The following is a 14,795-nucleotide window of genomic DNA, read 5'->3' as shown; positions in this document are numbered from 1 at the left end:
GGCTTCATTAACTTTAACAAATCATTAATATATGAGAAATTTTATATTTTGCTTTTTAGCACTTATTCTACTTCCTGCATACATGTCTGGGCAAGTAAGTAAGGGAAAGGTATTAGATAAAAACGGAATTGGAATACCGGGAGCAATTGTGATTGCCACTGAATCCAATACAAATGCTAATACTGATTTTGACGGAAATTTTAGCATCAACGCTAACGTGGGCGAGATACTAAAAATCACAATGTTGGGTTTTGCCCCTACAACAATAAATGTAACTTCAGGTCTAATGACCGTAATTATGATGGAGTCTCAGGACACTGCGTTGAATGAGGTAGTGATCATTGGTTACGGATCGAGAAAAAAGATTGATAATACTACTGCAATTACCTCCTTAAAAGCAGAAGAAATTTCTAGAACTAAAGTTTTGAATGCTTCTCAAGCCATTCAAGGAAAAGCTGCTGGTGTGCAAGTGGTGTCATCAGATTTACCGGGTAGTAGCCCGTCAGTTATTATTAGAGGTTTAGGAACTGCTTTAGGGGGGAGAACTCCTTTATATATAGTTGATGGAATGCCTACAGAGAATATAAATAATATTAATACCAATGATATTACTTCCTATGAAATTTTAAAAGACGCATCAGCCTTAGCAATTTACGGTACTAGAGCTGCAAATGGAGTAATTATTATTACTACTAAAAAAGGAAAAGGTGATGGTGTTACAGTAGAAATTGAAAGTTTTGCTGGTTTTAGAGCGCCTTTGAAGAAAGTAAAAATGGCAGGAAGTAATAAGTATTCTTACTATTCTAATTCCGCTTTACAAACAACAACTTTTTCTCAAGATCAACCTGTAAATACAGATTGGTTTGATGAAATTACAAGAACGGGAGCCTATACTCAAAATAACATATCCGTTTCAGGATCAACAGAAAATATAAAATATTTTTTCAGTATAGGAAACTACGAGGAGAAAGCGGTTTTGAATGGATTAGATTATAGTAGAACTACTTTTAGAAATAATAATGAGTATAAAATATCTAAGAAACTGACACTAAATCAAAACTTTAGTTTTGGTATAACCAAATCAAATCCAAAACCTTTAAGTGCTTTTACGAATGCTTACAAACAATCACCTATTATTCCTGTTCGTTTTTCAAACGGACAGTATGGTGTATCATTTGTTGGAAACGATGGTTTCGCAGGAACGGCAGGGTCCTCATTTAACAATGTGGGTAATCCAGTTGCGCAATTAGACTTTTTTGATGAAGAACAAAAGAGTGTCATTTTACAAGGTGGTTTAAAATTAGATTATGAAATTCTAAAATCATTAAAATTTACTTCTCAATTTAATGGAGAATATTATACTTGGAAAAATTATAATTTTGAAGATACTAAGAACATCTGGTTAGCTGCTGATCCTAGCAGAATTGCTTCTCAGTACAAGGCAACTGACAACATCAATTTATTGACAAAAGGTAGAAATCAATATTTCAATTGGAATCTATCAAATTACTTCACCTATAATGAAGTATTTGCGAGTATTCATGATATTGAATTAACTGGAGGAATAGAAACTTCTATTAGGGGAGCAAGAGAACAATTAACAATATCTAGAAAAAATGTTAACGCTGACGCTAATTACTGGTCTTTAAGTGGCGTTAATGAAGTAGGTAATGTAATAAGTTACAGAGATGAAGTTTTTAATGAAACTAAATTAGCTTCTTATTTTGGTCGTTTTCAATATAAATTGATGGATAAATATTTGCTTACTGGGACAATTAGACGCGATGGATCCTCTAATTTTGGTAAAGACTATCGTTGGGGAACTTTTCCTGCCTTTGGTATCGGCTGGGTTGTTTCTAAAGAAGATTTTATGGCTAATGTTGAAGCAATCGATTTACTAAAGTTAAGAGGTGGTTGGGGTAGACTAGGAAATCAAAACGTTCCTCTTAATAATCAAGCGTATTCTTCTGGTTTAAGTAGTTATCTAGGTGGTTCTATACTGTATGAAGGAACGACAATCAACTCTCAAGTTGATCCAAGTTTATCGTGGGAAATAACCGAAGAAGCTTCAGCAGGTTTGGATTTTGAATTACTAGACAGAAGGTTAAAAGGATCGTTTGATGTCTATGATAAAACGACTACAAATGTGATTTTAAATACAAGACCTTATGTTACATCTGGTATAAGCAATGCTTCACCGGCGCATGTGGGAGAAGTATCTAATAAAGGATATGAAGTGAGTTTGCGTTGGGACGATAAAATTAGTGATAACTTAAGTTATTGGTTTGGAGGTAATTTCTCTAATAATAAAAACGAATTAAAAAGCTTAAAAGATGCTACTCTTGCTCCAATTAATGGTGGCGATTTAGCAAACGGGCAGTTCACAAAATTACTAGACAACTCTTCTATAGGAAAACCATTAGGGAGTTTCTATCTTTATGATTACGCTGGTTTTGATCCAGAAAATGGTACGATGCTATATAATACTGCAGCAGGTACTACAGTAACGCAAGATGCATTGGATGCTAATAAAGATAAAAAATATACAGGTTCTATTTTGCCTTCCTCCACTTTCGGAATTACTTTAGGAGTTAACTATAAAAACTTTGACTTTTCAGTTGACGGATACGGAACTTCAGGAGCAAAAGTGTACAATGGTAAGAAAGCACAACGTTTTTCAGGAGAAAATATAGAAGAATCTATAGCCACAGATTTCTGGACTGTAAATAACACTTCAGCTTCAAATCCAGCTCCATTCAATCAAGTTCCAGTGGCTTCAACCTATTATTTAGAATCCGGAGATTTCTTCAGAGTAAATAATATGAGTTTAGGATACAAACTTCCTTTGGCCGAAAATAGCTTCTTGAGCTATTGCAGAGTATATGTAAATGCTATAAACCCTTTTATTACACAAAAGTTCTCCGGATTTTCTCCAGAATTAAATGGTAACGGAGATCCTTATGGTAGTCAAGGTATCGAGCTTGATGCCTATCCAACTTTAAGATCACTTGTTATTGGTGCTAATTTAAAATTTTAATACAATGAAAAAGATATATATATCAATTTTTGCGCTATCCGCCTACTTTTTTTCTGGGTGTTCAAACGATTATTTAGATGTTGATCAAACAGAATCTATCTCTACAAAAGATATCGCCTTATTTAACAATGATCAAGGAGCGACTACTTTTGTTACTGCAATCTATAATAAGTTTTTGGACTTCAATATGAGCTCGTTTTCTTGGATTGGACTTTCAAGTATTGCCTCTGATGATGCTGATAAAGGATCTTCTCCTGGAGATACAGGTGCAGATAAGGACGTTATGGATGCCTTAACTTATAATGCTTCAAGTTTGTCGATTAGAGAAACATTTGAGGCTAATTATGAAGGGATTAATAGATGCAATCAAGCACTGAATATCGTTCCACAATTAGATCAAGCAAATCCAGCGTTACGTTCTAGACTTTTAGGTGAGGCTAAGTTTTTAAGAGCTTTTATGTATTTTACCTTGGTAAAAACGTATGGCGGAGTGCCTATTATTGATCATTTACCAAATCCTTCTTCTGATGAGGATAGGGTTATGCAATTGACACGTAGAACAAGTGCTGAAGTATATGCTTTTATCGAAAATGATTTAGCAGACGCGATTGCTGCCTTACCTAATAAATCAGAATATGCAGCCTCAGAAAAGGGAAGAGCTTCGAAAGGAGCAGCTTATGCCTTATTAGCAAAAGTCAATTTATACCAAAAGAAATGGCAAAAAGTGGTAGACAACGCTAATTTAGTTACTGGATATTCCCTTGTTCCTAATTATGCTTCCATCTTTAGATTAGCTGGAGAAAATGATGCTGAATCGATTTTCGAAATTCAAGGTACAGGTTCAATTCCAGCAAAAGGAATACAGGGGTACTCAGTTACGCAAGGTGCTCGTGGTGCCGGCGGTTGGGGATGGGGTTTTAATACACCTTCTCAAAGTTTAGTAAATGCGTACGAGTCAGGTGATGTTAGAAAAAATGCAACTATTATTTTTGCGGGAACAACTTTGTATGATGGTAGAGTAGTCCCAACGACAGTTGAAAACCCTAGATATAATTTTAAAGCTTATTCTTCGGCTTATACTGATGCTTGGGAAACGGATGCTAATATTAAATATTTAAGATATGCTGAAGTAGTATTAATGAAAGCTGAAGCGCTAAACGAATTAGATCAAACTCCTGCTGCAATTCTTTTATTAAACCAGATTAGAAATAGAGCTGAATTAGGAAATACCGCTGCAATTTCTAAAGCAGAGGTGCGAACTGCGATCTGGAAAGAAAGAAGAGTAGAAATGGCTTTTGAGCACGATCGGTTTTTTGATTTAGTACGCACTGGTCAAGCTGTTTCAGCATTTGCAATTCATGGAAAGACATTTGTTGCCGGAAAACATGAATTATTTCCTTTGCCGCAGGCCTTCCTTTTACAATCAAACGGACTGTCCCTACAAAACCCGGGTTATTAATTTTAAAAACAGTAAAAATGAAAAAAATAAATACATATACTTATTTACTTCTGTTCTGGTTTCGCAATTTTTTATAAGCTGTAATCAGGATAGTATAGATAAAGTAAACACTCCAATCGCTTATGAATCCATAGGTGGTTTCGAAAATTCAGATGATATTGCAGCAAGTAATTTGATAACTAAATTTAGTTTCGAAAATACTATTTTAGATTCAAAAAATGGAATAACTGGTGGTGTAGGAACAGCTGTAAGCTATGCACCTGGAATTAAAGGGCAGGCATATCAAGGATCTTCTAGCTCTTTTATTGCTTATAACAACGTAGCAAGTCCTTTGATAGTTATAAAAAGCATTACTGTTTCTATGTGGATTAAGACAAATCCACATACTGGAGGAGCGCAATCTTTATTTATGTTACCAAAAACCACTGATTTCTGGGGTAACATCTTCACACTGGTAGAAGGGACAGGGCCCGCAAGTACGATGTTGCTGAAAAATCACATTCAAAAAGACGTAACACCTAGTATTCCTTGGTCAGGTCAGTTTATAGAACATAACGGTGCTAATCTTTTGCCTAATATGTTTGGATCATGGAAACATATGGTTTGGATGTATAATGGAACAAGTTCTACTTACAGCATGTTCATCGATGGAAAGAAGCTTGATTTACCTGCTCCCTTGGCTAAACGCTATGCTTCTGATCCTCTTACTGGAGGAGTCGGTTATGGCGAATTAGCAAATTCAAATGTTTCAAAATTTATTATTGGAGGTTTTCAGCAACGTTTAGGAGCTCCTTGGGGTGCTCCTGATGGATGGATGTTAAACTATACAGGATTAATGGATGAGTTTAGAATTTACAACACCGTATTATCTGATAACGAAGTGGTTGCATTGTATAAATTAGAAAAAGACAATAGATAAAATGAGAGAGAGCTAGTTTGTGAAAACTAGCTTTTGAATTATTAACATTAGTATGATATGAAAATGAAAATTTCTATATGTTTAGTTTTAATTGGTCTTTTTAATGCCTGTTCTACTTCCTCTTCTGATGGAAAGCAAACAACGGGAGGCACTCCTTTACCTACAACACCTACGGCACCTGCTACTGTCTTAACAGATGCTGAAGCGCTGGACCAAGTTCAAAAAGATGCACTAAAATATTTTTGGGAATATGCTGAAACTAACTCGAAGTTGGCCCGAGAACGCTATTATACTAATGATCCTAGTTTTGAGTCTAATATTGTTACAACAGGCGGATCTGGTTTTGGATTGATGACTATTATTGCAGGAGTTGATAGGGGTTTTGTTCCTAGAGCTGAAGCTGTTTCCCGACTTACAACGTCAATGAATTTTCTCGAAAAAGCAGAGCGTTTTCACGGGGCTTGGCCGCATTGGATGAACGGAAATGATGGTAAAGTAATCCCTTTTGGTACAAAAGACAACGGCGGAGATTTAGTAGAAACGTCATTCCTGTGTCAAGGATTATTGACTGTTAGAGAATATTTTAAAGATGGAAATACCACTGAAAAAGCATTAGCCGCAAAGGCAGATGAACTTTGGAAAGGGGTTGAATGGGATTGGTATACTAAAGGCGAAAGTGCCCTATACTGGCATTGGTCTCCCAATTATGGTTGGGAAATGAACTTCAAGTTAGAAGGATACAATGAATGTTTAATTACTTATGTAATGGCGGTTTCATCTCCTACGCATCCAATAGCTGCAGCCGCATACCACAATGGATGGGCTAGGAATGGAGCAATTGTTAGTGGCGCTTCCCAATACGGAATTCCGGTGATTTTTAATTATAATGGAGCTACAGGAAATGTAGGACCCATGTTTTGGTCGCATTATTCTTATTTAGGTTTGGACCCTTCCAATTTAAAAGATCAATATGCTGATTATTGGACCTTGACGCAAAATCATGCTAAAATCATGCACCAGTACGCTATTGCTAATCCAAAACAATGGAAAGGGTATTCTGATAAGGTTTGGGGTTTAACTGCTAGTTACACTCGAAACAGTGACGGAACTACAGGTTATTCTGCTCACCAACCGAATAACGATTTAGGTATTATTACTCCAACTGCTGCCTTATCTTCATTTCCATTTACACCAGTTGAATCACTCAAATTCCTACATTATTTATATGATGAAAAAAAGTCGGAATATGTTGGTATAGCAGGACCTTATGATGCTTTTTCACCGCATTATAATTGGGTTACGCCTCGATATTTAGCTATTGATCAAGGTACAATTGTACCGATGATTGAAAACTACCGTACTGGTTTATTATGGAAATTATTTATGAACGCTCCAGAAGTGAAACCAGGTTTAGTAAAACTGGGCTTCCACTCAGGGAAATATAATTTTTAAGAAATGACTAAATATTTATGTATCTGTATTGCACTTTTAGTCACCATGTGTTCTGTCGCTCAAACGGATGTCACTGGGAAAATAAAAACGGAGAGCAAAGTAAAACATGAATTGAGTTATGCTTTACATCGTCCCGAAAATACCAAAGAGAAAAAGCCTTTGATTATTTTTCTCCATGGTTCTGGTGAAAAAGGCACCGATATAGAGAAAGTAAAAGTTCATGGTCCTTTTAAATATTTAAAGAATAATGAATTGGACGCTTACGTTTTGGCGCCCCAATGTCCAGAAAAAGAATATTGGAATTCTGAAGTATTGTACCAGTTGATTTTAAAAATCCAAAAAGAAAATACTATTGATTCCAGCAGAATTTACTTAACTGGATTGAGTATGGGTGGTTGGGGTGCGTGGAATTTAGCTTTTGCTCATCCTGAAATGTTTGCGGCTTTAGTGCCAATAGCAGGTTTTGTAGATCGTGTACCCATGATTGAAAACTGTAAAATAGCTACTATTCCCATTAAAATTTTTCATGGTCTAGTCGATGATGTAGTAGACGTCAACTACTCCATCGCTATTTACAAAAAACTTAAACCTTGTAATAGCAACATATCACTAACTATTTTTGATGATGCCGGACATGATAGTTGGACTCGCGTTTATGACAACAAAGAAATTTATGATTGGATGTTCCAACAAATTAAAAAATAATAAGAAATAGAATAACAAATTAATTATAGTGCTTTTTGTTTTTCTGTTTTTGGCTACAGCCAAAAAAAAGGAACAAAAAAATCAGTTACAATCAAACCAAAAACCGAGTTTGTCGCCGAATTAATGGCTAAAATGACGTTGGATGAAAAAATAGGACAATTAAATTTACCTACGTCTGGAGATATCACCACAGGAGCGGCCAATAGCTCAGACGTCGCAAAAAATATTGAAGAAGGTAAAGTTGGTGGTTTATTTAATATCAAGTCGGTTGAAAAAATTAAAGAAGTACAGAAGATTGCTGTTGAAAAAAGTCGCTTGAAAATTCCGTTGCTTTTTGGAATGGATGTGATTCATGGCTACGAAACTACTTTCCCTATACCACTGGGACTATCTTGTACTTGGGATATGAAATTGATTGAACGAAGTGCCCAAATTGCAGCTCAAGAAGCGAGCGCCGATGGGATAAACTGGACGTTTTCACCTATGGTAGATATTTCTCGTGACCCACGTTGGGGAAGAGTTTCTGAAGGTTCTGGAGAAGATGCGTTTTTAGGAAGCCAAATTGCAAAAGCAATGGTAAAAGGGTATCAACAAGATGATTTATCAAAAAATAATTCGATTTTATCCTGTGTGAAACATTTTGCTTTGTACGGTGCCTCAGAGGCGGGTCGTGATTACAATACGGTGGATATGAGTAGAATCAAAATGTACAATGACTATTTCCCTCCATACAAAGCGGCTGTCGATGCTGGTGCAGGATCAGTAATGGCCTCTTTCAATGAAATTGACGGAATTCCGGCTACCGGTAACAAATGGTTGATGACAGAGGTGTTAAGAAACGAATGGGGCTTTAAAGGCTTTGTGGTAACTGATTATACTGGAATTCCTGAGATGATAGCGCATGGAATGGGAGATTTACAAACAGTGTCCGCTTTGGCGTTAAATGCTGGTGTTGAAATGGATATGGTAGGTGAAGGTTTTCTAACTACTTTAAAAAAATCTTTAGAGGAAAATAAAGTGAGTATCGAAGAGATCGATAATGCTGTCCGACTTATATTGAACGCCAAATATGACTTAGGTCTATTTCAAGATCCTTATAAATATTGTGATGTAAAAAGAGCTAAAAATGAAGTTTTTACAAGCGCAAACAGATTAGAAGCAAGAAAAATTGCATCACAATCTTTGGTTTTACTTAAAAATGAAAAGCAAGTACTGCCTTTAAAAAAGTCAGGAACGATTGCAGTTATTGGACCATTGGCTGATGCCAAAGAAAATATGGCTGGAACTTGGAGTGTCGCAACAAACATGGATAAATCCATTTCGCTAATTGCAGGAATCATAGAAGTGGCGGGGAATGAGACTAATGTGCTTTACGCCAAAGGAAGTAACCTGGATTATGATGCTAGTTTTGAAGAAAAAGCGACGATGTTTGGGAAAACTTTGCATCGTGATGATAGAACTGCTGCAGCATTATTAGCGGAAGCCTTGAAAATTGCCAACCAATCAGATGTAATTGTGGCGGCACTTGGCGAATCTGCAGAGATGAGTGGGGAAAGCAGTAGCAGAACCAATTTGCAAATACCACAAGCACAGAAAGACTTATTACAAGCATTAGTAAAAACGGGGAAACCTGTGGTGTTAGTTTTGTTTACAGGTCGACCTTTAGTTTTAGTTCAGGAAAACGAAACAGTACCCGCAATTTTGAATACTTGGTTCGCAGGTAGCGAAGCAGGAAGTGCCATTGCAGATGTTTTGTTTGGTGATGAAAATCCTTCCGGTAAATTGACGACTACATTTCCTAGAAGTGCAGGACAGATACCTATCTATTACAGTCATAAAAATACAGGTAGACCACTTGGTAACACAGAAGGGAAATTCGAAAAATTTAAATCTAATTATATCGATGAAAGAAATGAACCTTTATTTCCTTTTGGTTTTGGATTGAGTTATACCACTTTCGATTATTCAAATTTAAAGCTGTCATCTGATAAGATGAAATTCGATGGAAAAATAAGCGCAAGCGTTGATATAACCAATACGGGAAATTATGACGGTAAAGAAGTCGTTCAATTGTATACGAGAGATTTAGTTGGCTCTGTAACCAGACCGTTAAAAGAGTTAAAAGGGTTTCAGAAAATTACATTGAAAAAAGGAGAGAAAAAGACGGTTACTTTTGAAATTTCTGTCGAAGATTTGAAGTTTTATAATTCGGATCTAGAATTTGTGGCTGAGCCTGGACTGTTTGAAGTTTATATCGGGACAAGCTCTGATGCAGAGAAGAAAGTTAGTTTTGAGTTGAATAAATAGTTTGGCTTTTCTTTAAACTTGTTGTGCCCTTCGATAGAAATCCTATCGAAGGGTTTTTTTTTAAAATAAGGCTAATTGTTTAAAGTCTGAGGGATATTACATATGGTTTTACTATTTTAGCTCCACTAAAAACAAATACAAATAAAAACATGAAGCATTTTTTATCAACTATTCTATTTTTTACCCTGAGCCTGCTTCAAGCACAAAGTGTAACTTCTCCCTCAAAAGACATTACTTTAGACTTTACACTTACGACAAAGGGCCAACCAAGCTATACCGTAAATTATAAAAATAAAGCTGTTGTGTTGGAAAGTGCAATGGGAATAAAATTAAAAAGTAAACCCGATTTAGACGCTAACTTTGAGGTAGTACGGGCTAAAACTGACGTTTTTAATGAGTCGTGGAAACCAGTACTTGGTGAGCAATCATCGATTTTAAATCACTATAATGAGTTAACGATAGAGCTGCTTCAAAAAGAAACGAATGTAAAGATGAATATCATTTTTAGAGTTTTTGACGAGGGAGTTGGTTTCAGATATGATTTTCCAAAACAAAACGAATTGAATTATTTCATTATTTCTGATGAAGTGACGCAGTTTAACTTAACAGATAATCACAAAACATTCTGGATTCCCGGTGATTTTGATAGCAATGAATATGCGTATAATGAGACGAAGCTGTCAGAGATTGACAATTCTAAAATAGATAGGAATAACGGAATTGGAGTGAAATCAATTCCTGGAAAATATATTGTACAATCACCCCTAATGATGAAATCGTTCTCCGGTTTGTACCTTAATATTTTTGAAGCAGCAGTAGTCAACTATCCAGTGATGCATTTGAATGTTGATGTGGAAAACTACAAATTAAATGCGCAATTAGTTCCAAATGCAATTGGTGATAAGGCCTATTTGCAAACACCTTGTGTATCTCCATGGAGAACAATAATGGTCAGTGATGACGCCCGAGAGATCGTAAGTTCTAAAATGATTCTGAACCTGAATGAGCCTTCTAAAATTGAAGATACTTCATGGATTAAACCGATGAAGTATGTTGGGATTTGGTGGGAAATGCATGTTGGGAAATCAACTTGGGATTTTGCAGGTTCACAAAATGCTCAAAACTCGTTGACACAAGAGTTATTACCGTCTGGAAAACATGGGGCGACTACCGAAAACACAAAAAGATACATTGACTTTGCTGCCAAAAATGGTTTTGATGGAGTTTTGGTCGAAGGTTGGAATGTAGGCTGGGAAGACTGGTTTGGCAACTGGAAAGAGGAAGTTTTTGATTTCGTTACTCCGTATCCAGATTTTGATCTTGCCGCTATTTCGGCTTACGCCAAATCTAAAAATGTAAAAATGATCATGCATCACGAAACCTCTGGATCTGTAGCGAATTATGAAAGACATTTAGATCGAGCCATGGACGTCATGCTAAAATATGATTATCCAGCTGTAAAAACAGGTTATGTAGGTAAAATAATTCCCCGTGGAGAATTTCATGACGGCCAAACAATGGTAAACCATTTTAACTTTGTGGCCAGACGGATGGCGGATAATAAATTGATGTTGAATTCTCATGAGTCTTCAAGACCTACCGGTTATGGAAGAACTTATCCTAATTATATCGCTGCAGAAGCTGCTCGTGGAAATGAGTTCAACGCCTGGAGTGTAGGAAATCCACCGATGCATGAAACTATTTTACCATTTACAAGACAGTTAGGAGGCCCAATGGATTATACGCCGGGGATTTTTGAGATTAAAATGAGTTACTATGACACAAGCAAAACAGAACAAGTGCATACTACCTTAGCCAAACAATTGGCCTTATATGTGACGATGTATTCGCCACTGCAAATGGCTGCAGATTTGCCTGAAAACTATGAGAAATATATGGATGCTTTTCAGTTTATCAAAGATGTGGCTGTCGACTGGGATGAAAGCATATATCTTGAAGCAGAACCGGGCGATTATTTAACAGTCGCGAGAAAAGCCAAAGACTCGGAATCGTGGTTCTTAGGTTCAATTACAGACGAGAATGCCAGAAAATCAGAAATCAAATTGGATTTCTTGACCAAAGGGCAAAAATACAAAGCAACAATTTACGAAGATGCTAAAGACGCCGATTGGAAAAAAAATCCTATCGCTTATAAAATCAGAACAATAGTGGTAACAAGCAAATCAAAAATCAATTTGAACTTGGCACCAGGAGGAGGAACAGCAATTAGTTTCGAATTGATGAAGTAGTCCCTGAAGTATTGAAAATTAAAATATTTATATAAACAATCATAAAATGAAAAAAACCATTGTTTTAGCGCTTATCCTTTTTAATGGATTTGTGGTTTTAGCCCAAACTAAGCAAGAACAAACGATTAAGGAAATCTACAAATCATCGTTAACAAATTCGAAATGTTATACTTGGTTGGACGATTTATCCAATAAAATTGGTTCCCGTTTATCGGGATCAGTGGGTGCAGAAAAAGCAGTTCTATATACAAAAGCACAACTGGAGACGCTTGGTCTAGATCGTGTATATCTTCAGGAGGTAATGGTGCCAAAGTGGGTGAGAGGCGAACAAGAAATTGCATACATACAGGACAATAAAACTAAAATCACGGTGCCTATTTGTGCTTTGGGAGGTTCCATAGCAACGGCCAAAACGGGACTTACCGCCGAAGTAATTGAAGTGCACAGCATAAAAGAGTTATCGGAGTTGGGTACTGATAAAATAAAAGGGAAAATTGTTTTCTTTAACCGTCCTATGAACAATGAAGAAATAGAGTCTTTTCATGCCTACTCAGGAGCCGGTGATCAGAGAAATATTGGTGCTGGTGAAGCAGCAAAGTTTGGAGCTGTCGGGACTATTGTGCGTTCCCTTAATTTAAGATTGGATGACTTTCCTCATACAGGAACACAGAGTTATGGCGCAATCCCGAAATCGCAATACATTCCTACAGCAGCCATAAGTACTAACGGTGCTGAATTGTTGTCTAAGACGTTGAAAAAAAATCCAAAATTGAAATTTTATTTTAAGCAGTCTTGTGAGACAATGGAAGATGTTTTATCGTATAATGTTATTGGAGAAATAAAAGGAAGCGAGCATCCAGAAAATATCATGGTCGTGGGTGGACATCTTGATTCTTGGGATTTAGCTGACGGTTCTCATGATGACGGAGCAGGAGTAGTGCAAAGTATGGAAGTACTGAATATATTTAAAAATTTAGGGTATAAACCTAAAAACACGATTCGGGTGGTTCTTTTTATGAATGAAGAAAACGGACTTAGAGGCGGTAAAAAATACGAGGAGTTATCCTTGTTGAACAAGGAGAATCACATTTTTGCTTTAGAAAGTGATTCAGGAGGATTTAGTCCAAGAGGGTTTTCGCTTGAATGTGATGATGCCAACTTCAATAAAATTAGCAGTTATAAAAGTGCATTTGAACCTTATTTAATCCACAGTTTTGTAAAAGGGCATAGTGGATCGGATATTGGTCCGTTAACGTCTAAATTGATTGTGAAAGCGGGTTTAAAACCGGATTCACAACGTTATTTTGACTACCATCATGCTGCAAATGATAAATTTGACGCCATTAACAAAAGAGAATTAGAATTAGGAGCGGCCACCATGGCTTCGTTAATGTATTTGATGGATCAAAACGGTATTGTAAAAGAGTAATTCTAAGAACTGCTCAAAGCCCCATAAAAAAACCACAAGTGTTATGCTTGTGGTTTTCATTTTGGTAATAGGCGTAAATTTTACCCGAATACTTTTAGCATATTAAATAACAAGAAAAAACTGAAGAACTAGAATAAAATATACTAAAAGATATATATATTTGATGTTATATACAAGTTACAAGCAACCCTAAAAACCGACAATGGAACAAACAATCGACATTCAGACACCAACTGGAAAAATTTACAAAGACAGAGCAATTTGGGTCGGGACATTTCTCGGTGGACCCTTAGCAGCTGGCTATTTAATAGCGGAAAATTTCAAAGCATTTAACGAGTTTAACAAAGCTAAAAAAACTTGGATTTATGCAATCATAGTGACAGTCGTAGTATTTGGTGGTGTATTTTTAATTCCAGACAACGTAAAAATTCCAAATCAAATTATTCCTCTAATTTATACTGCAATTGCATACTATCTTGTTCAACACTTTCAAGGACAAAATATTTCTGCTCACTTAGATTCGGGCGGAAAATTATTTAGTTGGTGGCGAACAATAGCAGTTAGCCTAATTGGACTTGCAATCACAATTATCCCGATTTTAGGTTTTGCATTGTTGTCTAACGAAACTTCAAACATTGGAGCAGACACCAAGACTTATGGAATTATGAAACACGAAATAGCTTTTGACAAAAACAATATATCAGAACGCGAAGTAAACAAAATTGCTGACGGATTTATAAAGACAACTTTCTTTGATGAAGCAGTAACGAAATTTGTTTATGACAAAAAAGGTTAATAAGAACTATGAATTATCAATTTCAGTTGTTGACGGATTAGCAGTTGACAGTCAGGCTTTACAACCATTTTTAGACCTTAGGACAGGATTACAAACACTTTTTCCAAATAACAAAATTATATTCAAATTAGTAGTTGACAATTTGGATAACGTAGTAAAGACAATTGAATAACAAGCAGGGCAGCTTGTAACAGCCATTTTGAGCTAGCTGGAATTTAGTGGAATTATCGTTTCGCATCAAGTTTTCGTTAAGCCGAAAACTGAGCGGTTACGAACTTCCAGCCATCTCAAAGCAGCGAAACGTCAAACTGTCTAAAAACCTCCCCTTCTTTTAATTTACTTTTTGAATGATTTTTCATTCAAAATATTTGATCGTGTGCCTGTCTTTTTGTACCTTTAAGTGTGATTTAAAGTAAATTATACTATTCTAAAAAGAGATTAG

Annotated in this window: 10 protein-coding genes; all 10 read left to right on the top strand. The window is 36.1% G+C overall.

Going from position 1 to position 14,795, the window contains the following annotated elements:
• Nucleotides 1-31 precede the first annotated feature (31 nt).
• The 10 genes from A3SG_RS0109605 to A3SG_RS0109560 all read left to right on the top strand — a co-directional run bounded on the left by A3SG_RS0109605 (nt 32) and on the right by A3SG_RS0109560 (nt 14,525).
• Entirely contained in the window at nt 32-3,037 is a 3,006-nt protein-coding gene (locus A3SG_RS0109605) for a SusC/RagA family TonB-linked outer membrane protein (protein ID WP_029596717.1), read from the top strand.
• A gap of 4 nt (nt 3,038-3,041) precedes the next feature.
• A complete protein-coding gene (locus A3SG_RS0109600) occupies nt 3,042-4,496 on the top strand; it encodes a RagB/SusD family nutrient uptake outer membrane protein (RefSeq protein ID WP_016989809.1) in 1,455 nt (484 codons plus the stop codon).
• The gene (locus A3SG_RS0109595; RefSeq protein ID WP_016989808.1) at nt 4,423-5,415 is read left to right on the top strand and encodes a LamG-like jellyroll fold domain-containing protein; all 993 of its coding nucleotides are present in this window, start codon (nt 4,423-4,425) and stop codon (nt 5,413-5,415) included. The genes A3SG_RS0109600 and A3SG_RS0109595 overlap by 74 nt, the downstream gene beginning before the upstream one ends.
• A 57-nt stretch (nt 5,416-5,472) precedes the next feature.
• Nucleotides 5,473-6,867, top strand: coding sequence for a glucoamylase family protein (locus A3SG_RS0109590; RefSeq protein ID WP_016989807.1), 1,395 nt, complete (start codon nt 5,473-5,475; stop codon nt 6,865-6,867).
• 3 nt (nt 6,868-6,870) lie between these two features.
• Nucleotides 6,871-7,572 (top strand): prolyl oligopeptidase family serine peptidase, encoded by a 702-nt coding sequence (locus A3SG_RS0109585; protein WP_035663730.1) that lies wholly within the window; start codon nt 6,871-6,873, stop codon nt 7,570-7,572.
• A gap of 18 nt (nt 7,573-7,590) precedes the next feature.
• Nucleotides 7,591-9,879, top strand: coding sequence for a beta-glucosidase BglX (bglX, locus tag A3SG_RS0109580; RefSeq protein WP_029596715.1), 2,289 nt, complete (start codon nt 7,591-7,593; stop codon nt 9,877-9,879).
• Nucleotides 9,880-10,028: 149 nt separating this feature from the next.
• Nucleotides 10,029-12,128, top strand: coding sequence for a glycoside hydrolase family 97 protein (locus A3SG_RS0109575; RefSeq protein ID WP_016989804.1), 2,100 nt, complete (start codon nt 10,029-10,031; stop codon nt 12,126-12,128).
• A 46-nt stretch (nt 12,129-12,174) separates the two neighbouring features.
• Nucleotides 12,175-13,557: a M28 family peptidase gene (locus tag A3SG_RS0109570; protein ID WP_016989803.1), complete on the top strand. Its 1,383-nt coding sequence runs from the start codon at nt 12,175-12,177 to the stop codon at nt 13,555-13,557.
• Between the two features lie 202 nt (nt 13,558-13,759).
• On the top strand, nt 13,760-14,353 hold the full coding sequence (locus A3SG_RS20780) for a hypothetical protein (protein ID WP_016989802.1): 594 nt from the start codon (nt 13,760-13,762) through the stop codon (nt 14,351-14,353).
• On the top strand, nt 14,337-14,525 hold the full coding sequence (locus A3SG_RS0109560) for a hypothetical protein (protein ID WP_016989799.1): 189 nt from the start codon (nt 14,337-14,339) through the stop codon (nt 14,523-14,525). Before A3SG_RS20780 ends, A3SG_RS0109560 begins: the two co-directional genes overlap by 17 nt.
• Nucleotides 14,526-14,795 lie beyond the last annotated feature (270 nt).

Origin of the sequence: Flavobacterium sp. ACAM 123, from assembly GCF_000264055.1 — a bacterium.
GTDB lineage: Bacteria > Bacteroidota > Bacteroidia > Flavobacteriales > Flavobacteriaceae > Flavobacterium.
This window is presented reverse-complemented; position numbering and strand designations above follow the sequence as displayed.